This window comes from Polyangium sp. y55x31 (genome assembly GCF_029946505.1).
Lineage (GTDB): Bacteria > Myxococcota_A > Polyangia > Polyangiales > Polyangiaceae > Polyangium.
Genome location: NZ_JARZHG010000005.1, coordinates 249,267 through 268,836 on the forward strand (window position 1 = coordinate 249,267; position 19,570 = coordinate 268,836).

A 19,570-nucleotide genomic window follows, 5' to 3' on the forward strand; every position below is an offset into this window, starting at 1 on the left:
AGGGACGAGGAGGCGGAACGAAGAGGCCCCCACTCTCTCCGAGATTCGCTATCTTGGCACCATCCGAAGTGGCTCTTTGCCCTGGGAGACGGGTATCGTAGCGGCTCTGCCTCGAGGCGGGGCTTTGGGCCGAACCCCGAGGCGAGTCCATCTGGATCCGAGCATGTCCACCGGCTGAATGGCTTCTCGAACCCCCGCCCCCGGCGCGATCGTCGACAACAAGTACCGCCTTGCAGAGCGCATCGGCGGTGGCGGGATGGGCCACGTCTTTCGTGCGGAGAACGTGCTCGCCGGCCGGGCCGTCGCGATCAAATTCCTCCACCCCGAGCTCTCGGAGAACACCGAGCTCGCGCAGCGCTTCTTCCAGGAGGCCCAGGCGGTCAACCGCATCCGCCACCCGAACATCGTCGACGTGATCGACGCGGGCGTGGGCGAGATGGGCCCCTACATCGTGATGGAGCACCTCGAAGGCGAGGGCGTGGGCTCCGCGCTGCAGCGCCTCGGGCGCTTCGACGTCGACGCCTCCGTCGCGACGTGCATCCCCGTCCTCGAAGCTCTCGACGCGGCACACCGCGTGGGGATCATCCATCGCGATCTGAAGCCCGAAAACGTCTTCGTCGCGTTCGACGTGTCGCGAGGTCAAGCGGTCGTAAGGCTTCTGGATTTCGGCATCGCGAAAGTGCTCGATTCGAGCGGGCCCTCGCCACGCACGCGCACCGGCGTGGTCTTCGGGACGCCCGACTATCTCTCGCCCGAGCAGGCCACGGGGGATGCGCCGATCGACGGGCGAAGTGATCTCTTCGCCGTCGGCGTGTTGCTCTACGAGCTGCTCACGGGCACGCGGCCGTTCCGCGCGCCGACGGCCGTGGCGACGGCGTTCCGCGTGGTGCACGCCGAGGCGCCCACGCTCGCCGCGGCGGGCGTGCACGTCGATCCGCGGCTCGAAGCCGTGGTCGCGAAGCTCCTGCAGAAGGATCCGATGAAGCGTTACGCCACGGCGGGGGAAGTGGCGCGCGAGCTCGAGCGGTTCTCGTCGGATCCGATGAAGCGATCGATGGCGCTCGGCCGGATCATCAACCTGCCCCGGCGCGTCGCGCAGGCGAGCGTGGCGCAATCGCAAGGCGCGCCGCCGCCGCCGCCGGCCACGATTTTGCCCGAGCCCGATCGCATCTCGACGCCGCTCCGCGAGCCGCCGCCCGCGCCCGCGCCGATCCGGCCGAGCGTGCGGACGAGCTTCAGCGATCCGGGCGCGCCGTCGATCCCGTACGCGCCGACGCGTGTCGTGCCGAGCATGGGGAGCCCGAACCGCACGAGTGATCCCGGGCCTCCGCCGCGCGGCGACTACATCGCTTCCTCGCGCAATGTCGAGCCGCTCGTGCCTCCGGCGATGCCCAAGCCGCTCGGCGTGGCGCGAAACACGGCGTCGTCGGCGAGCTCTTCGAGCGCGTCGGTGAACTCTTCCAGCGCGGGTCCGCCGTCGCGGTACGTCCAGCCGCGCGCGGCGTCGCGGTTCCCCGGGATGTACCAGGTGCGCGGAGCTGTGCTGCGCGCCGTGGACAAGGCCCTCACCGAGGACGCGGGGCCGCGCGTGCGCGAGCAGGTCGTGGCGCAGCTCCCGCAGCGCTACGCCGAGGACTTTCTGAACGACTCGATCAACGCGCTCGTCGCGTACGATCTCGAAGCGCTCGACGCGTACATGGAGATCGCGACCGCGATCTCGCTGCACGAGCCTTCACGGTGGCGCGCGCTCGGCCGCCTCGCGATCGGGGGCGAGCTCCACAACACGGTGCGCAGCGTGCTCCGGCCCGCGCCGGATCTGCAGATCGCGATCCGACGCGGGATCTCGATCTGGTCGCGGCTCTTCAGCTTCGGCGCGTGGAAGGTGGGCGCGAGCCAGAGCGGGAAGGTGGTCCTGCAGATCGCGGAGTTCGAGCCGGCGTCGCTCGCGCTGCGCCTGTGGGTCGTGGGGATGGTCGAGGAGACGGCGCGCCGCGCGGCGAGCTTCGACGTGCGCGTGGCGATCACCGCGGGCGAGGTCGGGTTCACGCCCGAGCTCACCTGCGAGATTGCTTGATCGCCTGATCGCCTGATCGCCTGACGATGGGGGGCCGCGCGGCTTCGCCGCGCTTTGCCCCCCAAACCCCCCGGTGCCTTGTGGGAGGGTGCTTGGTGGGAACCTTCAGGACGGCTTTTCGGCCTGGAAGCAAGCTCGGCAGTAGACCTTCTGGCCTTCGGCCGGCTTGAACGGGACGGTGGCCGCGACGCCACACGCCGCGCACGTGATCGGGAAACCGCGGCCGCGCGGGCCACGCGGACCGGACGAGGCGCGCGGGCCTTGCGCGCGATCGTCGCCGCCGTCGCGCGGGCCCGGGCCTCGCTGGGAGAAGCCGCCGCCGCGGTGCCCCGGCGCGGCGGGGCGGCCGTACGACGGGTACATGGCGAAGTGCGGATCGGGCATGGGGCTCCGGTATTCGTTCACGTCGCCCGTGTAGCGGCCGGGGCGCGCGGCGGGCTCGTGCCTTCGACCTTCGCGTCCGCGCGGAGCGCCGCGGCCTGGATTTTCGCGTTGGCCCGCGCTCTTCGAGCGCTTCTCGCGCCAGCAGGGCTTGCACAGGGTCGGCGGGGACGAAAGCCCTCGCTCGGCGCGCGCGGCCGCGTCGGTGGCGGAAAAAAGGAACGACGAGCCGCAGCTCGCGCAGTTGATCTGCTCGTCTCGGTGCTGCTCCATGGACACTCCGGAAACTCTTCGCAAAGGGCGCGGGCGCGAAGGTCTGCGCGCCCGCATGGCGCGTTCGGCACGCCCCTGATTTCACGGCAAAAACGCCCGCCCTTTGCAGGACGAGCGCTCGGAGATCGTGGAGATCAAGGTGACATGGAGCCCCTCGGGGTCAAGGCGCTCGTGCCTCGCCTCCACGCGCCGTCCGCGGTCCGCCTCGGCTGTGCGTGACGCGCGAAGACGCGAGGGGATATCACCGCGTTTTGGCCAGTGCTACAAGGGGAGCCACGACGCCATCCGCCTTCGCAACGCACCACGCACGCGACGCTCGTTCGCGCGTGTCTTGCGGGCCGCGAAGAGCGCACCTCGAGCGAGAGTGATGACCCACGCCCCCTTGCACCTGACGGACAGCGATTTCGACGCCTACGCGCCGGAGAAGGCGACGTCGAACGCCTACTCGCGCCCGCGCCTCGAAGTGAAGCAGCGCGCGCTCGCCTGGGCGCGCGGCGTGATCACGCGCCTCGCGGACCTCGGGATCACGGTCGACGTGCACGGCTCGGACGAGCACCCGACGCTGCGCAACAAGAAACGCGTGGAGTGCCAGTGGGTGTTCTTCTGGCGCGACGCGGCAGCACGCGAGGAGCTCGAACGGCTGCTCGACGCGGGACGATCGATCTCGGCCGCGATCGATGATCCGAGCCCGTACGGTCGGCACGCGTTCCTCGCGCTCCGGATCGACTCGCACAGCGTCGAAGTCTGCTTCGCCGTGCACCCCGAGGCGAAGGTCGACATCGACAACCTGCGCGCGCGGCTCGCGGCGAAGGATGTCGCGGACGGTGCCGCACCGACGGCGCTCGCCGCCGAGCTCACGGCTGCGCTGCGCGCGCTGCCCGAGCAGTTCGCGGTGGGCGTCGGCGCCGATCGTGTGGCCGCGAGCGCGGCGACGCCCGAGGCGATCGAGGCGATGCTGGAGCGCGCGGCCGAGGGGCAAGTGCCGCTCTGGATCGGCTGGGCCGTGGCGCGCGAGGTCGCGCTGGAGCACGCGGAGATCCTCGACGAGCAGCTCGAAGACGCGCTGCTCGCGCTCGCGCCGATCTACACGCTCGTCGCGTGGTCGCGGCAGAACGATCACATCGCGCTCGATCGACGCCTCGAAGGCATCGAGCGCGAGCGCGCCCGGACGCACGCGGAGGTCTCGGCGCAGACCGAGAAGTGGCAAGCCGAGCAAGCGGCCGCGCGCGAGCGATCGCTCGCCGAGGCGAAGGCGCGCGGCGAGGCCGAGGGGCCGCGTGCGTCTTCGCTTCCGTTCGGGCATGGCGCGCGTCCGGGGCACGGCGCGCCGCGCAGGCCTTCGCTCGACACGTTGTTCAAGCCGGGCAGCAAGGCCGAGGGCGATCGCGATCGTGATCGCCGTGGCGGAAGGCCGCAAGAAGCGAAGGCGTCACAAGCACCGGCCGCGCCGCGCGAGCGCGAACGCGAACGCGAGCACACGCCTGCGCCGTCTCGTGTCACGCCTGCGCCCACGGCTCCGACACCTGCGCCTGCGGCTGCGAGCAGCACGAGCGCCGCGCCGCCGGCCACGATGGAGAAGGGCGCGCGCGTGCGTGTCTTGAGCGGCCCGTTCGTGGACAAGATCGGCGTCGTCGGCGAGCTCGACGGCCGCGGCGGCGCGCGCGTGCTGCTCGGCCTCCTCTCCACGCGCATCGAGGTGACGGATCTCGCGCTCGTGCCCGAGGGGCGCGAGCGGCCCGCGATCCAGAGCTCTCACCGGCGGCCCACGACCCCGATGCCCCGTAAAGCGCGCTGATGCGAAAGGTCGATCCGGCCGAGTTCCCCACCGGTCTCGGCGCTCAGTTCCGGCGCAACATTTGGCTCTACCTGAGCGGCGCGTTGCTCCTCGCGGCGCAGCAGATCCTCATGGTGAAGCGCGACTTCCTCGTGAGGGAAGCCGTCGACGCGGCCGAGCAGCTCCGCGCGAGCGACGCCGCGCAGGATGCGCTGCTCATGCTGGGCGTGGTCGTCACGGCCGCGGTCGTGCGTGTCCTCTCGCGCTGGACGATGTTCACGGGCGGCAGGAACGTCGAGTACGAGCTGCGCGCGGTCCTGCTCGCGCGCCTGCACAAGCTCGGCCCCTCGTTCTTCCGGCGCATGCCCACGGGCGAGATCATGAGCCGCTCGACGAGCGACCTTCAGCAGGTCCGCCTCCTCCTCGGCTTCGGCATCCTCAACGTGGTGAACTCGCTGCTCGCGTTCGCGAGCGCGCTCTACGTCATGGTGCGCGTGAGCGGAAAGCTGACGCTCGCGGCGCTCGCGACGTTCCCCGTGCTCATGCTGGTCACGCGCACCTTCTCCGGGAAGATGTTCTCGCGCATGCGCGAGAACCAGGAGGCGCTCGGCAAGATGAGCGATCGCGTCCTCGCGAGCCTCGCCGGCGTCCGCGTCGTGCGCAGCTTCGCGCTCGAGGAGGCGGAGCTCGCCACGTTCGAGCGGGCGAACCAGGACTACGTCGAGAAGAACCTCATGCTCGCGCGCATCCGCGGCTCGATGCAGCCGATCATGGGGTCGATCCTCGCGGCGGGGACGATCATCGTCTTCTGGTACGGCGGTGCGCTCGTGCTTCACGGGGACATCTCGAAGGGCGCGTTCATCTCGTTCTGGGCCGCGCTCGGCCGTCTCATCTGGCCGATGCTCGCGCTCGGCTTCGTCACCGCGATCGTGGCCCGCGGCCGCGCGAGCTACGTGCGGCTGAAGGCGATCTTCGACGCGGTGCCCGAGGTCGTGAGCGGCGACCTGCCCGCGCCCCAGGCCGTCTCCGGCGCGCTGCGCGTCGAGGGCCTCGCGTTCTCGCACGGCGAGCGGAAGGTCCTCGAAGACGTGCGGTTCGACATCCCGGCGGGCGGATCCCTCGCGATCGTGGGGCGCACGGGCTCGGGCAAGAGCACGCTCGCCACGCTCTTGCCGCGCCTCTTGCCCACGCCGAGCGGCACGGTCTTCCTCGACGGCAAGGACATCTGCGATCTGCCGCTCGACGTCGTGCGCGAGAGCATCGGCTACGCGCAGCAGGACGCGTTCCTCTTCTCGACGACCGTCGCGCAGAACATCGGCTACTCGCTCGAAGAGCAAGACTCGCCGGAGGCGATGCAGAAGATCCGCGCGGCGGCGGCCGAGGCGGGCGTGCTCCAGGAGATCGAGTCGTTGCCGGACGGCTTCGACACGGTCGTCGGCGAGCGCGGCGTGCAGCTCTCGGGCGGCCAGCGGCAGCGCGTCGCCCTCGCACGCGCGCTCCTGCGCGAGCCGAAGATCCTCGTCCTCGACGACCCGATGTCCGCGGTCGACGCGAAGACCGAGGCTGCGATCCTCGGCGCGATCGAGCGCCAGGCCGCGCGCCGCACGCTCGTCCTGATCACCCACCGCGTCGCCGCGGCGAAGCGTTGTGATCGCATCATCGTGCTCGAACGCGGGCGTGTCGTGGAGGAGGGCACGCACGAGGAGCTCGTGGCGGCCGGAGGCCTCTACGCGTCGTTCGCCGAGGAGCAGGAGATCGAGGAGAAGCTCGCTGCGTTCGGCGCCGAGGACCTGCCCTCCTCGATGCCCTCTCCGGAGGCCGTGCCCGCATGACGAGCTTGTCCGTGGATCCGAAGGCGAACGGCGCGAAGGCGGCGGCTCCTGGAAAAACGCGGGCCGAGAAGGCGCTCGCGCGCTTTCACGAGGAGGAGCGGCTCAACGAGGGGATCGACGCGAACATCCTCGCGGGGCTCTGGCCCTTCATGCGGCCGCACGCGAAGTGGCTCGTCATCTCGCTCGTGCTGCTGCTCCTCGGCTCGGGCCTCGCCGTGCTCCAGCCGTGGCTCATGGGGCTCACGTTCGATGCGTTCGAGCATCGCGACACGGCGGCGCGGACGCTCATGCAGATGGGCGCCCTCATCCTCGTCCTGAAGCTCATCGAGCAGTGTATGGCGTTCCCGCAGGTCTACCTGATGCAGCTCGCGGGGGCGCGCGCGTCGGGGGATCTGCGCGTGCACGTCTTCCGCTTCCTGCACACGCGCAGGCTCGGCTTCTTCGATCGCACGCCCGTCGGCCGGCTCGTCACGCGTGTCACGAACGACGTCGACGCCATCAACGAGATGTTCGCCTCGGGCACGCTGAACGCGCTCGGCGATCTCGTTCGTCTCGTCCTCATCGTCGTGGTCATGCTCCACCGCGACTGGCAGCTCGCGCTGATCACGTTCGTCGCGGTCCCGCCGGTCGCGCTGGGCGTCATGTGGACGCGGCGCCGGATCCGCGACGCGTTCCGCGAGATCCGCGCCAAGACGGCGCGCATGAACGCCTACCTGAACGAGCAGGTCTCGGGCATGGCCGTCGTGCAGGCGTACGCGCGCGAGGAGCAGAGCGCCGCCGAGTTCGATGACATCAACGAGGCGTACCGGCAGGCGAACAACCGCTCGATCGTCTTCGACGCGGCGCTCGATGCGGCGATCGAGCTCGTGCAGAGCCTCTGCATCGCGGCCGTGCTCTGGTACGCGGGCGTTCGTTCGCTCTCGGATCGCGTCTCGTTCGGCACGCTCGTCACGTTCGTCGCGTACATCGAGATGTTCTTCGTCCCGATCCGCGATCTCTCGGCGCGCATGACGCAGCTCCAGTCGGCGATGGCCGGCGCGGAGCGCATCTTCCAGCTCCTCGAAAACAAGGAGGAGGACGCGCCGGTCCCTGCGGCTGCAAATGGTCAGGCCGAGAAGAAGGACGAGGCGATCGCGTTCGAGCTCGACCACGTCGACTTCGAGTACAAGCCCGGCGTGCCCATCCTCCGCGACGTCTCGATCCAGGCGGCGAAGGGCGAGAAGATCGCGCTCGTCGGCGCGACGGGCGCGGGCAAGACGACGGTCGCGTCGCTGCTCTTGCGGCTCTACGAGGCCAAGCAGGGCGAGGTGCGTGTCTTCGGGCGCGACGTCCGCACCGCGCCGCGCGACGAGCTTCGGAAGAGCTTCGCCGTCGTGCCGCAGGAGGTCTTCCTCTTCCCCGGCACGATCGCGAGCAACATCGCGGCCGGTGACGTCGAGGTCGATCGGGCGCGTGTCGTCCGCGCGCTCGAGCGGATCGGCGCGCTCGATCTCTTCGAGCGTCGCGAGGGCGGGCTCGACGCGAAGGTCCAGGAGCGGGGCTCGAACTTCTCGGCGGGCGAGCGTCAGCTCATCGCGTTCGCGCGTGCGCTCTACCGCGACCCTCCGATCCTCGTGCTCGACGAGGCCACGGCGAACATCGACAGCGACACCGAGGCGCGCCTGCAGAAGGCCGTCTGGGCCGCGATGCAGGGCCGCACCGCGCTCATCATCGCCCACCGACTCTCGACGATCCGCGCCGTCGATCGCATCGTCGTGTTCCACAAGGGCCGCGTCGTCGAGCAGGGCAGCCACGAGTCGCTGCTCGCGCAAGGTGGGGCGTACGCGCGTCTCTACCAGCTCCAGTTCAGCCGAGGCGAGGCGCACGCGGCGGAGTAGGCGTTCCGCGAGGGCGGGATGTCGTTCCGCGGGGGCGGGGTGTCGTTCCGCGAGGGCGGGATGTCGTTCCGCGAGGGCGGGGTGTCGTTCCGCGAGGGCGGGGTGTCGTTCCGCGAGGGCGGGGTGTCGTTCCGTGAGGGCGTGATGTCGTTCCGCGAGGGCGGGGTGTCGTTCCGCGAGGGCGGGATGTCGTTCCGCGAGGGCGGGATGTCGTTCCGCGAGGGCGGGATGTCGTTCCGCGAGGGCGGGGGCTTCCCTCACATCCCCGCATCCTCGACCGAGCAACTCCCGTGCGGCATCGACGCCGGATCCTCCGGCGGATCCGGCTCCCCATCCCCGGTCCCCGCAACCACGAGCAGCCAGTAATCCACGCAGCTCCCGTTCACGATCACGAGCTTGTTCGCGTCGACCTCGCGCAGCTCTGCCTGGTTGCCCGATGCTTGCGCGACGGTGCTGTTCTTCGTCCCGCACTTGTCGAACGACAGCCAGATGTTCACGAACCGCGGCACCTCGCCGAGCCCATGATCGAGCTCGTACCGCATGCCCGCGGGGAACCAGAGCAGCTCCCCGTCCCATGGCGCGCTCATGTAGACGCCGCTCTCCACCGTGCCCTCCGTGTACCGGACCGGCGTGTTCGTGTCGGCGGAGCGGTCGCAGTTCGGGCCGATCGAGTTGATGGTGTTGCAGCCGCTCGATCCCGCGAGCGCGAGCGTGGCCGCGAGGATTCCCCAGCGCATCACGTGACCCATCAGCCGAGCCAGCGCGCCGCGTCCACGGCGTGGTACGTCAGGATGAAGTCTGCCCCCGCGCGCCGGATCGACGTCAAAAGCTCCAGCACCGCGCGCTTCTCGTCGATCATCCCCGCGGCGGACGCGGCTTTGATCATCGCGTACTCGCCGCTCACGTTGTACGCGCCGAGCGGCAAGGGCGACGCCGCGCGCACCTTCGCGATCACGTCGAGGTAGGGCAGCGCCGGCTTCACCATCAGAAGATCCGCGCCTTCCTCCTCGTCGAGCCGCGCCTCGCGCAGCGCCTCGCGCGTGTTCGCCGGATCCATCTGGTAGCCCGCGCGATCGCCGAACTTCGGCGCGCAGTCCGCGGCCTCGCGGAACGGGCCGTAGAAGCTCGACGCGTACTTCACCGCGTACGACAGGATCGCCGTGCCCTCGTGGCCCTCGCCGTCGAGCGCGCGGCGGATCGCGCCCACGCGCCCGTCCATCATGTCGCTCGGCGCCACGATGTCCGCGCCTGCCGCCGCGTGCACGACCGCCGCCTTCGCCAGGACCGAAAGCGTCGCGTCGTTGTCGACCTCGAGATCGCCGCGCGGGCCCGGCTTCAGGATCCCGCAGTGCCCGTGGTCGGTGTACTCGTCGACGCAGACGTCCGTGATCACGAGGAGCTCCGGCGCCGCATCTTTCATGGCCGCGACCGCGCGCGGCACCGGGCCGCTCGGATCGTACGCGCTCGAACCGCTCGCATCCTTCGTCCGGGGCAGGCCGAACAGGATGACCCCGCCGAGCCCGAGCGAGCGCGCCTGCCGTGCCTGTTCGGCGGCCGCGGCGACCGGGAGCTGGAAGACGCCCGGCATCGTGGAGATGGCGCGGGGCGCGTCGAGCACCTCGTGGAAGAAGAGGGGCAGGATGAAGTCGGAGGGGGCGAGGGAAGTTTCGCGGACCAGGCTCCGGATCGCCGACGAGCGGCGGAGCCTGCGGGGTCGTTCAGTGGGGAACACGGGGGGCACTGTAGCAGCGCGCTTTTTCGTGCGGGGAGGGGGATTGCATTTCCAAAAACCGGATCCATTTCGTCGTCGCCATGAGCCAAGAAGCCCCCCCGACCCCCGAAGCTCCCCCCGCCGCGTCGCCTGCCGCCGTGGAGATGCCGTTCCAGGCGGAGGTGCAGCAGGTCCTCTCGCTCGTCATCAACTCGCTCTACGCGAACCAGGAGGTCTTCCTGCGCGAGCTCGTGTCGAACGCCTCCGACGCGCTCGACAAGGCCCGCTTCCTCGCCCTGACGCGCAAGGACGTCACCGAGCAGGAAGGCGAGCCCGCGATCTCGATCAAGCTCGACGACGAGGCCCGCACCATCGTCATCGAGGACAACGGCATCGGCATGACCCGCGACGAGGTCGTGCAGAACCTCGGCACCATCGCGAAGAGCGGCTCGCTCGAGTTCTTGAAGGCGCACGCCGAGGCCCTCCGCGCGAGCCAGGACAAGGACGGCGCGGTCAAGCTCATCGGCCAGTTCGGTGTGGGCTTTTACGCCGCGTTCATGGTCGCCTCGCGTGTCGACGTGGAGACGCGCTCCATGCTCCCGGGCGCCGAGCCCGTGCTCTGGCGCTCGGCGGGAGCGGGCACGTTCACGGTCGCGACGGGCGAGCGCGAGCACCCCGGCACGAAGATCACGCTGCACCTCAAGGAGGACGCGCGCGAGTACACGAAGGCCTGGCGGATCAAGGAGATCATCCGCAAGTACTCGGACTTCGTCCATTTCCCGATCTCGGTGAACGGCGAGGTCGCGAACCGCAGGGCGGCGATCTGGTCGCTGCCGAAGTCGCAGGTGACGGAGGAGCAACACGCGGAGTTCTTTCGGCACGTGACGGGCGGCTACGAGGGCGAAAAGCCGCTCTGGCACCTGCACGTCTCGATCGACGCGCCCGTCCAGTTCCAGGCGCTGCTCTACGTGCCCGAGAAGGCGCCGCCGGATCTCTTCCAGCGGGATCGCCGCGCCATCCGCCTCTACGCGAAGCGCGTGCTCATCATCGAGGACTGCGACAAGGTCGCGCCGATCTACCTGCGCTTCCTGCGCGGCGTGGTCGACTCCGAGGATCTCTCGCTCAACGTCTCGCGCGAGATGCTCCAGGAGGACAAGGCCCTGAAGCAGATCGAGACGCAGATCACGAAGCAGGTCCTGAAGGGCTTGAAGGAGCTCTCGGAGAGCGAGCCCGAGCGGTACGCGAAGGTCTGGAAGGAGTTCGGCAAGGTCCTCAAGGAGGGCGTGTCGATCGACTGGAAGAACAAGGACGCGATCGCGGACCTCTGCCGGTTCGGCTCGATGAACACGCCGGAAGCAGAGCTCATCTCGCTCAAGCAGTACGTCGCGGCGATGCCCGAGTCGCAGAAGGAGATCTACTACCTGACGGGCACGAGCCGCCGCTCGCTGGAGAAGAGCCCGCACATCGAGGCCTTCAAGAAGCGCGGCTACGACGTCCTCTTCATGACGGAGCCCGTCGACGAGTGGGTCGTGCAAGGCCTGACCGAGTACGACAAGCGCCGCCTGCGCAGCATCGCGCACGGCGACATCGATCTCGGCGACAAGGACGAGAAGCTCGACGAGAAGGCCGGCGAGCAGATCAAGAGCGCGGTCTCCGCCGTGAAGGCCACGCTCGGCGATCGTGTGAAGGACGTGCGCGCCTCGCGCCGCCTCACCGACAGCGCGAGCTGCCTCGTCGCCGCCGAGGGTGATCTCGGCGTCAACATGGAGCGCATCATGCGCATGATGGGCGAGGACGCGCCCCAGGCGAAGCGGATCCTGGAGCTCAACCCCGAGAGTCCCATCGTGAAGAACCTGAGCGCGCTGGCCGAGAAGGACCCGAGCGCGGAGCCGATCAAGCTCTGGTCCGAGCTGCTCTACGAGCAGGCGCTGCTCGCCGAGGGCGTGGTGGTCGACCCGGCCAAGCTCGTGCAGCACATCCAGGACTTGCTCGTGCAGGCTTCCAACGCGGCCGTGACGCGCTAAATCCCGTCGATGGTGTAGAGTCCGCCATCATGGCGGTTCGGCTGCACATCAACATCGATCACGTCGCCACCGTGCGAAACGCGCGGGGCACGCGTTACCCCGATCCGGTCTTCGCCGCCGGCCTCTGCGAAGCGGCCGGCGCCGACGGCATCACCGCGCACCTGCGCGAGGATCGGCGCCACATCACCGACGACGACGTCACGCGCCTGCGCGCCTCGGTGAACACGCTCCTCAACCTGGAGATGGCCGTGACCGAGGAGATGATCGGCATCGCGTCGCGGGTTCGTCCCGACGTGATCACGCTCGTCCCCGAGCGCCGCGAGGAGCGCACGACCGAAGGCGGGCTCGACGTGATCGGGCAACGCGCCGGCATCGAGGCCGCCGTGAAGATGGCCAAGGAGCGCGGGATCAAGGTGAGCCTGTTCATCGGCGCGGACGAGGCCATGGTCGAGGCCTCCGCGGCGCTCGGCGTCGCGCAGATCGAGCTGCACACGGGCGAGTACTGCCACGCCACGGGAGAGCAAGCCGAGCACGAGCTCGATCGGCTGAAGCGCGCCGCCGCCCGCGGCGCGGCGCTCGGCCTCGAGATTGCCGCGGGCCATGGTTTGACCCGGCACAACGTCGGGCCCGTCGTCGCCATCCCCGACCTCGTCGAGGTCAACATCGGCCACTCGGTCATCGCCGATGCCGTCTTCTTCGGGCTCGACCGCGCCGTGCGAGACCTTCGAAGGGCCATCGATCGCGGCGTACGAGGCCGTTCCCGATGATCCCCGTCCTCACGCGCGCGCAGATGCGCGCGTTCGACAAGTACGCGATCGAGACCTGCCACGTGCCCGGCGTCGTCCTCATGGAGAACGCCGGCCGCGGCGCCGCGGACGTCCTCTCCGCGATGATCGAAGCGCGCCGCCGCCCGAACGCGCCGAGCCGCGAGGCCGACGCGATCTCCGCCCGCGCCCGCTCGTTCCCGGTCCGCCACGTTCGCAGCCCCGGCCAGCCCGCCACGTACCCGCTCGAAGCGCGCGTCGTCGTCGTCTGCGGCACCGGCAACAACGGCGGCGACGGGTTCGTCGTGGCGCGCCACCTCTATGCGCGTGGCGCGGAGGTCGAGGTGTACCTCGCCGGCAAGAGCGAGAAGGTCATGGGCGACGCGCGCATCAACCACGACGCCTACATCGACCTCGGCGGCCGCTTCTTCGAGCTGCCCGAGGGATCGAGCCTCGGCCCGCTGCACACGGCCCTCTCGCGCGCCGACTTCGTCATCGACGCCCTCTTCGGCACCGGCCTCGACAGGCCCATCACCGGCCACCTCGCCGACGTGATCGCCGTGCTCAACGACGCGGCCGCCCGCTGCGTCGCGCTCGACATCCCCTCGGGCCTCGACGCCGACAGCGGCGCGCCGCTCGGCATCGCCGTGCGCGCCGACGACACCGTCACCTTCGGCCACCTCAAGATCGGCATGCTCACGCCCGAGGGCGCGCGCCTCTCGGGCAACGTGCACGTCGTCGACCTCGGCGTCCCAGACCCGCCGATCCTCGCCCACGTCGGCGTCGTCGCGGAGGTCATCCGCCGCGAGACCGTCGGCTCGTACTTCGCGCCTCGCGAGGCGAGCGTCCACAAGCACAAGGCCGGCGACGTCCTCGTCGTCGCGGGCTCGCCCGGCAAGCTCGGCGCCTCGCTGCTCACGGCGAAGGCCGCCATGCGCGCCGGCGCCGGCCTCGTCACGATCGGCACCTGGCCCGAGGCCGCGACCTCGCTCGAATCCCGCGTCGTCGAAGTGATGACCACGCGGATCGACCCGAACCGCATCGGCCCCTCGCTCGACGCCGCCCTCGCCGGCCGCCGCACCGTCGCCATCGGCCCGGGCTTCGGCCTCGGCGCGGAGGCGCGCGCGGCCGTCGATCACGTCGTGCTCGGCTGGGACGGCTTCAAGGTCGTCGACGCCGACGCCATCACGCACTTTGCGGGCCGCCCCGAATCGCTCGCACAAGCGAAAGGCCGCCTCGTCCTCACGCCGCATCCCGGCGAGCTCGGCCGCCTCCTCGGCCGCAGCGCCACCGCGATCGAGCAGGACCGCTTCGGCGCTGTCCGCGAGGCCGTCGCGCGCACGAACGCCACGGTCATCTTGAAGGGTGCCCGCACGATCATCGCCACGCCCGAGGGCCGCCTCTTCATCTGCATGGCGGGCAACCCCGCCCTCGCCACGGCTGGCTCCGGCGACGTCCTCACCGGCCTGATCGCCGCGTTCGCTTGCAGCATGTCGGCCGACGAAGCCGCCTGCGCGGGTGTCCTCGTCCACGCCCTCGCCGGCGACCTCTGGCGCGCCCGCACCGGCTGCGACCGAGGCCTGTTCGCAGGCGAGATCCCCGACCTCGTCCCGCAGATCCTCGCGGCGCTCGTCCGCGGCGGAGACCCCCTCGCGAGCTGAGAGCTACCATGGGTGAAGAAAGAACGGGCTGAAACCCGTGCTAGACTCACACCGATGCTCGCTCTGAAAGCCAGCGTGCGTAACGGCCGCCTCGTGTTGGATGAGCCCACCGAGCTGCCGGAGGGAGCCGTCGTGGAGCTCGTTGCGGTCGGGGGGGATGCCTTCGATGGACTCGACGACGAGGAGCGTGAAGCCCTTCACGCGGCGCTCGCCGAGGGCATCACGCAAGACGATGCCGGAGACACCGTCGACGCCGACGAGGTGATCGCTCGTCTCCGCGCTCGCGCTTCATGATGGACGTTCGTTTCGCTCGGCGGGCGCTCGGAGAGCTCGAGCGCATCGAGATGTGGTGTCAGGCGAATGCGACAGGGCTGTGGCCGAAGTTCGTCGCCGAGCTCGCGCAGGCTGTTCGTCTTCTCCGCGTCGTTCCTGAGGTCGGGGCCGAATATCAGGCCGGGCCTGTCGGAGTTCGCCGGCTCCTGCTCGAAAAAACGCAGTTCTACGTGTACTACCGGTACCACCCGACGAAGGCTCTCGTCGTCATCCTCGCCATCTGGAGCACGCGCCGACGGCGGCCACCGTCCCTTCGTTGAGGTAGTCGCCCGAATTGGGACGTGACGACCTGAAGGGCGGCCGTACGCCCGAACGATCCCCCGCCTTCCCACGACAGGTTGGCGCCTGGACACGCCCCGGTGTCGATTTGACACGTCGGGGGGACACACGCCCCGTCACGCAGCAATGATTCCGAGCACTTAGGGCTTGCCACCCCTGGGCACCCGCCTTGCGAAAGGCCGTGGTCACCAGGAGGTCACGTACCCATGTTCGCTCAGGCCCTCGCCACCACGCCCGTCCCCTCGAAGTCTCTCCAGGCCAACTCGATCGAGGAGCTCCGCCGAGGCGTCGCCGCGATGGCTCCCGAGCTCTTTGGCCGCGCGCTTCGCATGTCGCGCTCCAGCGCCCTCGCCGAGGACCTCGTGCAGGACACCGTCGAGCGCGCCCTCCGCTTCGAGAACCAGTACCGCCCCGGCACGAACCTGAAGGCGTGGGTCCACCAGATCCTCTTCAGCGTCTTCATCACCAAGTGCCGCCGCAATCGCCGCGAACGACGCGCCCTCGACGTCCTCTATTCCGACCCGAACGCGTGGACGGCCGCGCCCGCGGTCTCCGAGATGACCGCGCTCTCGCCGCCCACGCTCCGCGCGCTCGAGGCCATCCAGCCCGTGTATCGCGAGGCGCTCATCCTCGTGGACCTCCAGGAGATGTCCTACAAGGACGCCGCCGAGAAGCTCGGTGTGCCCGTGGGCACCGTCATGAGCCGCCTCCACCGCGGCAGGCGCCTGCTCGCCAAGGCCCTCGAGGCGGATCGGGACGCGTCGCTTGTGCAGTGCAACATGTTGGAGTAGTTCGCTTCTCCGGGGCGCGCGCTACGTTGCGCCCGAGCCTCCCGGAGGATGCGATGACCTTGCCCGTTCCCGTGTACATCGTCGGCGCTGCCCGCACGCCCATCGGCGCGTTCCTCGGCGCCCTCTCGGCCCTGCCTGCTCCGCGCCTCGGCGCCGCTGCCATCGAGGCCGCGCTCTCGCGCGCGAAGGTCCCGGCCGATCGCGTCGGCGAGGTCTTCATGGGCAACGTCCTCGGCGCCGGCGTCGGCCAGGCCCCCGCGCGCCAGGCCGCCATCTACGCGAACATCCCCAAGAACGTCCCCGCGACGACCGTCGGCAAGGTCTGCGGCTCGGGCATGCAGGCCGTCATCCTCGGCGCCAAGAGCATCGCGCTCGGCGACGCCGAGATCGTGGTCGCGGGCGGCATGGAGTCGATGTCGAACGTGCCGTACTACCTCACGCAGGCGCGTAACGGCTACCGCATGGGCGACAACAAGATCGTCGACGGCATGATCCACGACGGCCTGTGGGATCCCTACGGCAACTTCCACATGGGCAACGCCGGCGAGCTGTGTGCCAAGAAGTACGAGTTCTCCCGCGAGGCGCAGGACGAGTTCGCCAAGGAGAGCTTCCGCCGCGCCCTCGCCGCGCAGAAGGAAGGCCTCTTCGACGCGGAGATCGTGCCCGTCAGCGTCCCGCAGAAGAAGGGCGACGCCGTGGTCGTGAAGCTCGACGAGGGCCCGCCCGCCGGCAAGCCCGACAAGATCGGCACGCTCAAGCCCGCGTTCCAGAAGGACGGCACCATCACCGCGGCGAACGCCTCCTCGATCAACGACGGCGCCTCCGCGCTCGTGCTCGCCAGCGAGAAGGCCGTCAAGGAGCTCGGCCTCGAGCCGCTCGCGCGGATCGCCGGCTACGGCGGCGCCGCCCAGGAGCCCGAGTGGTTCACGACGGCGCCCGCGGCCGCCATCGAGAACACGCTCGCCCGGACCAAGCTCACGAAGGAGCAGATCGACGTCTGGGAGATCAACGAGGCCTTCGCCGTGGTGACGCTGGCCGTGAACAAGCTCGTCGGCATCGACAACGCCCGCGTCAACGTGCGCGGCGGCGCCGTCGCGCTCGGCCATCCCATCGGCGCCACGGGCGCGCGCATGCTCACGACGATGATCCACGCGATGAAGGATCGCGGCGACAAACGGGGCCTGGCGACGCTGTGCATCGGCGGCGGCGAGGCGCTCGCCGTCGTGCTCGAGCGGTAGAGACATGGGGCGGCCGTGGCGTGTCACGCTGGGTGTGGAGCGTTTTCCCGCGCTCACGCCCACCTTGCCTCCCGCGACCCACACGAACAGCTACGCGCTCGGCGAGCAGGAGGTCCTGCTCGTCGAGCCGGCGACGCCGTTCGACGACGAGCGGCGTGAATGGCTCGCGTGGGCGCGCTCCCTTTCGAGCCACGGCCGCCACCCCATCGGCATCGTCCTCACGCATCACCACGCGGATCACGTGGGCGGCGCGTCGTTCTTCGCGAACGAGCTCCGCCTGCCGCTGCTCGCGCACCACGAGACGGCCGCGCGCCTCGCCGGGGAGGTCCGGGTCGATCGCTTCCTCGAAGATGGCGAGCGGATCGTCCTCGCCGGCCCGCGCCCCATGCCGCTCCGTGTGCTCCACACCCCGGGCCACGCGCCGGGCCACGTCTGCCTGCTCGACGAGGACACGGGCGCCGTGATCGTCGGCGACATGGTCGCGAGCGAGGGCACGATCCTCATCGAGCCCGTGGACGGCGACATGATCGAGTACCTCGCGCAGCTCGATCGCCTCGCGGGTTTGTCGGCATCGGTCGCGCTCCCCGCGCACGGCGAGCCCATCGACGAGCCGACCACGCTCTTTCGCCGTTACATCACGCATCGCCTCGCGCGTGAGGCCAAGGTCGTCGCGGCGTTCGAGGGGATGCCTCCCGAGGGCGGGAGCCTCGACGCGCTCCTGCCCGTCGCCTACGCCGACACGCCGCCTTTCCTCTGGCCCATTGCGCGGATGAGCCTCGAAGCACACCTCGTCAAGCTCGTGCGCGAGGGCCGCGTCTCGCGGACCGCGTCGGGCGATTATCGCCTCGCCCCCGGCTCCTGACGCGCCGCTCCACGCGGGCAGGGGGTTCCCCGCCGCGGCACTTCGGCCTAAGCTCGCCGCGCTTTTCGATCGCCGGCACCGGCAGGCTTTGGACGACGGAGAGGGCTTCATGAACACCAGAATCGCTTCCTGTGCATTCGGCCTCGCGGGCCTCGCCGGCCTCGCGCTCCTCGCGCCTGCCTGCGCGGACGAGCCCGTCGGCCCGGGCGGGCCGCCGCCGGAGCCCAACATCGAGCGCTTCCAGCCCGACGGCTGCGATTTCGAGATCGCCACCCGCCCCGAATACCTCAATTTCCAGCGCGGCAGCGCCAGGGTCTCGGCCGCGCCCGACATCCGCCGCGTCCGCCTCGGCCTCGGCGGCAACGTCGAGCTCGGCGCCCCGGGCCGCGCCGACCCTGCGACCTCCGCGGGTTTCGGCTGGCAGACCGACCTGGAGACCCTCGCCAGCGAGCTCCAGTGGGGCACCACGCCCGACCCGTCGACCTGGCCCGCCGCGAATCGCAAGAACGGCGTCACCTGGGTGACCCCGGAGGGCCAGCTCGCCCCGCAAGGCGACGACCGCATGCACGAGGCTTACCTCTGCGGCCTGAGCCCCGCGACGACCTATTATTATCGCGTCGGCGGCGGCCCCGCGGGCAAGGAGGTCTGGAGCGAGGTCCATTCCTTCACCACCACGCCGAAGGATCCCAATACCGAGGTCATCCTCGGCGTCTCGGGCGACGCGCGCGGCCAGGACAACCAGGCCTGGCGCCTGATCCAGCGCCGCATGATGAAGGCCGGCGTCACGGCCCAGCTCTTCTCGGGCGACATGATCAATTTCGCCACAGACCAGAGCGAATGGCACAAGTGGCTCGATCTCGCGGCGAAGGACGCCGACAATAGCCTCCTCACGCTCGGCCAGCTCCTCACCCTGTCGACGCACGGCAACCACGAGAACCACACGACCCATTTCTACAGCAGCGTCGTCCTGCCCCAGGACACCAAGAATTTCGGCGATTACAACGAGCTGTTTTATTCGGTCGACATCGGCCCGGTCCACGTCGTGGTCGTCGACGACTTCTGGATCACGTCTCCGACCGGAAAACCCGAATACGCGCCGATGCTGAAGGCGTGGCTCGAAAAGGACCTCGACGCGGCGAACAAGAACCGCGCGAACGTGCCGTGGATCATCGGCATGCATCATCACGCCGAGTTCTCCTCCTCGTCGCACGGCACCGATTCGGACGTCCTGCTCGGGCGGCAGTTCTTCGTGCCGATCTGGGACAAGTACCAGGTCGACCTCATGGTCCTCGGCCACGACCACAACTACGAGCGCACGAAGCCGCTCACCGGCCCGCTCGCCGAGGGCACGCTCGAGCCCGTCGTCCAGGAGCCGCCCGCGAAGGGCACGATCTACATGGTCTGCGCCGGCGCCGGCGCCGATGCGTATGGCAACGGCACCAGCGTGTGGACCGACAAGAGCGCGAGCTACGACAGCAAGACCGTCTTCGGCTTCTACTCGTTCCTCAAGGCGAACAAGACCTCGCTGACCATCGAGTCGCACGAGATCCGGCCCGACGAGACCGATCCGGTCATCGACACCATCACCCTCACCAAGTGATCCGCGCCGCCCCGGGCGCTCCCACGCGCGCGCCGATGCGCCGCGCGAGCGCCCCCGTTCGCTCTTGCGCTACTGCAACTCGTTTGCTACTTGATC

At 69.8% G+C, this 19,570-nt stretch carries 16 protein-coding genes; 13 read left to right on the plus strand and 3 right to left on the minus strand.

Features of this window, described 5'->3' with window-relative positions; all coding sequences use genetic code 11:
• The first annotated feature begins 178 nt into the window (after positions 1-178).
• Complete coding sequence (locus QHF84_RS12530; protein WP_281313487.1) at positions 179-2,074, plus strand: serine/threonine-protein kinase; 1,896 nt, start codon at positions 179-181, stop codon at positions 2,072-2,074.
• A gap of 105 nt (positions 2,075-2,179) precedes the next feature.
• On the opposite strand, the gene QHF84_RS12535 is transcribed toward QHF84_RS12530, so the two are convergent.
• The gene (locus tag QHF84_RS12535) at positions 2,180-2,728 is read right to left on the minus strand and encodes a CxxC-x17-CxxC domain-containing protein (RefSeq protein WP_281313488.1); all 549 of its coding nucleotides are present in this window, start codon (positions 2,726-2,728) and stop codon (positions 2,180-2,182) included.
• Between the two features lie 367 nt (positions 2,729-3,095).
• On the opposite strand from QHF84_RS12535, the gene QHF84_RS12540 reads away from it, so the two are divergent.
• Genes QHF84_RS12540 through QHF84_RS12550 form a run of 3 tightly spaced genes read left to right on the plus strand, consistent with a single transcriptional unit; the run spans position 3,096 to position 8,211 of the window.
• Entirely contained in the window at positions 3,096-4,523 is a 1,428-nt protein-coding gene (locus tag QHF84_RS12540) for a hypothetical protein (protein ID WP_281313489.1), read from the plus strand.
• Positions 4,523-6,334 carry an ABC transporter ATP-binding protein gene (locus QHF84_RS12545; protein WP_281313490.1) on the plus strand — a complete coding sequence of 604 codons (1,812 nt, stop codon included), beginning with the start codon at positions 4,523-4,525 and terminating at the stop codon, positions 6,332-6,334. Before QHF84_RS12540 ends, QHF84_RS12545 begins: the two co-directional genes overlap by 1 nt.
• Positions 6,331-8,211, plus strand: coding sequence for an ABC transporter ATP-binding protein (locus tag QHF84_RS12550; protein ID WP_281313491.1), 1,881 nt, complete (start codon positions 6,331-6,333; stop codon positions 8,209-8,211). The genes QHF84_RS12545 and QHF84_RS12550 overlap by 4 nt, the downstream gene beginning before the upstream one ends.
• A gap of 257 nt (positions 8,212-8,468) precedes the next feature.
• On the opposite strand, the gene QHF84_RS12555 is transcribed toward QHF84_RS12550, so the two are convergent.
• Complete coding sequence (locus QHF84_RS12555; protein WP_281313492.1) at positions 8,469-8,948, minus strand: hypothetical protein; 480 nt, start codon at positions 8,946-8,948, stop codon at positions 8,469-8,471.
• An 11-nt stretch (positions 8,949-8,959) separates the two neighbouring features.
• The gene (hemB, locus tag QHF84_RS12560) at positions 8,960-9,943 is read right to left on the minus strand and encodes a porphobilinogen synthase (protein WP_281313493.1); all 984 of its coding nucleotides are present in this window, start codon (positions 9,941-9,943) and stop codon (positions 8,960-8,962) included.
• Between the two features lie 80 nt (positions 9,944-10,023).
• On the opposite strand from hemB, the gene htpG reads away from it, so the two are divergent.
• The 9 genes from htpG to QHF84_RS12605 all read left to right on the plus strand — a co-directional run bounded on the left by htpG (position 10,024) and on the right by QHF84_RS12605 (position 19,474).
• On the plus strand, positions 10,024-11,946 hold the full coding sequence (gene htpG / locus QHF84_RS12565; protein ID WP_281313494.1) for a molecular chaperone HtpG: 1,923 nt from the start codon (positions 10,024-10,026) through the stop codon (positions 11,944-11,946).
• A gap of 29 nt (positions 11,947-11,975) precedes the next feature.
• Positions 11,976-12,713 (plus strand): pyridoxine 5'-phosphate synthase, encoded by a 738-nt coding sequence (locus QHF84_RS12570; protein WP_281313495.1) that lies wholly within the window; start codon positions 11,976-11,978, stop codon positions 12,711-12,713.
• The gene (locus tag QHF84_RS12575) at positions 12,710-14,371 is read left to right on the plus strand and encodes an NAD(P)H-hydrate dehydratase (RefSeq protein WP_281313496.1); all 1,662 of its coding nucleotides are present in this window, start codon (positions 12,710-12,712) and stop codon (positions 14,369-14,371) included. The genes QHF84_RS12570 and QHF84_RS12575 overlap by 4 nt, the downstream gene beginning before the upstream one ends.
• A 12-nt stretch (positions 14,372-14,383) precedes the next feature.
• Entirely contained in the window at positions 14,384-14,665 is a 282-nt protein-coding gene (locus QHF84_RS12580) for a hypothetical protein (RefSeq protein ID WP_281313497.1), read from the plus strand.
• The gene (locus QHF84_RS12585; protein ID WP_281313498.1) at positions 14,662-14,964 is read left to right on the plus strand and encodes a type II toxin-antitoxin system RelE/ParE family toxin; all 303 of its coding nucleotides are present in this window, start codon (positions 14,662-14,664) and stop codon (positions 14,962-14,964) included. The genes QHF84_RS12580 and QHF84_RS12585 overlap by 4 nt, the downstream gene beginning before the upstream one ends.
• Positions 14,965-15,189: 225 nt before the next feature.
• Positions 15,190-15,774: an RNA polymerase sigma factor gene (locus QHF84_RS12590; protein WP_281313499.1), complete on the plus strand. Its 585-nt coding sequence runs from the start codon at positions 15,190-15,192 to the stop codon at positions 15,772-15,774.
• A gap of 53 nt (positions 15,775-15,827) precedes the next feature.
• Positions 15,828-17,012 carry a thiolase family protein gene (locus tag QHF84_RS12595; RefSeq protein ID WP_281313500.1) on the plus strand — a complete coding sequence of 395 codons (1,185 nt, stop codon included), beginning with the start codon at positions 15,828-15,830 and terminating at the stop codon, positions 17,010-17,012.
• A gap of 4 nt (positions 17,013-17,016) precedes the next feature.
• Positions 17,017-17,874 carry an MBL fold metallo-hydrolase gene (locus QHF84_RS12600; RefSeq protein WP_281313501.1) on the plus strand — a complete coding sequence of 286 codons (858 nt, stop codon included), beginning with the start codon at positions 17,017-17,019 and terminating at the stop codon, positions 17,872-17,874.
• Between the two features lie 109 nt (positions 17,875-17,983).
• Positions 17,984-19,474, plus strand: coding sequence for a metallophosphoesterase family protein (locus QHF84_RS12605; RefSeq protein ID WP_281313502.1), 1,491 nt, complete (start codon positions 17,984-17,986; stop codon positions 19,472-19,474).
• Positions 19,475-19,570 lie beyond the last annotated feature (96 nt).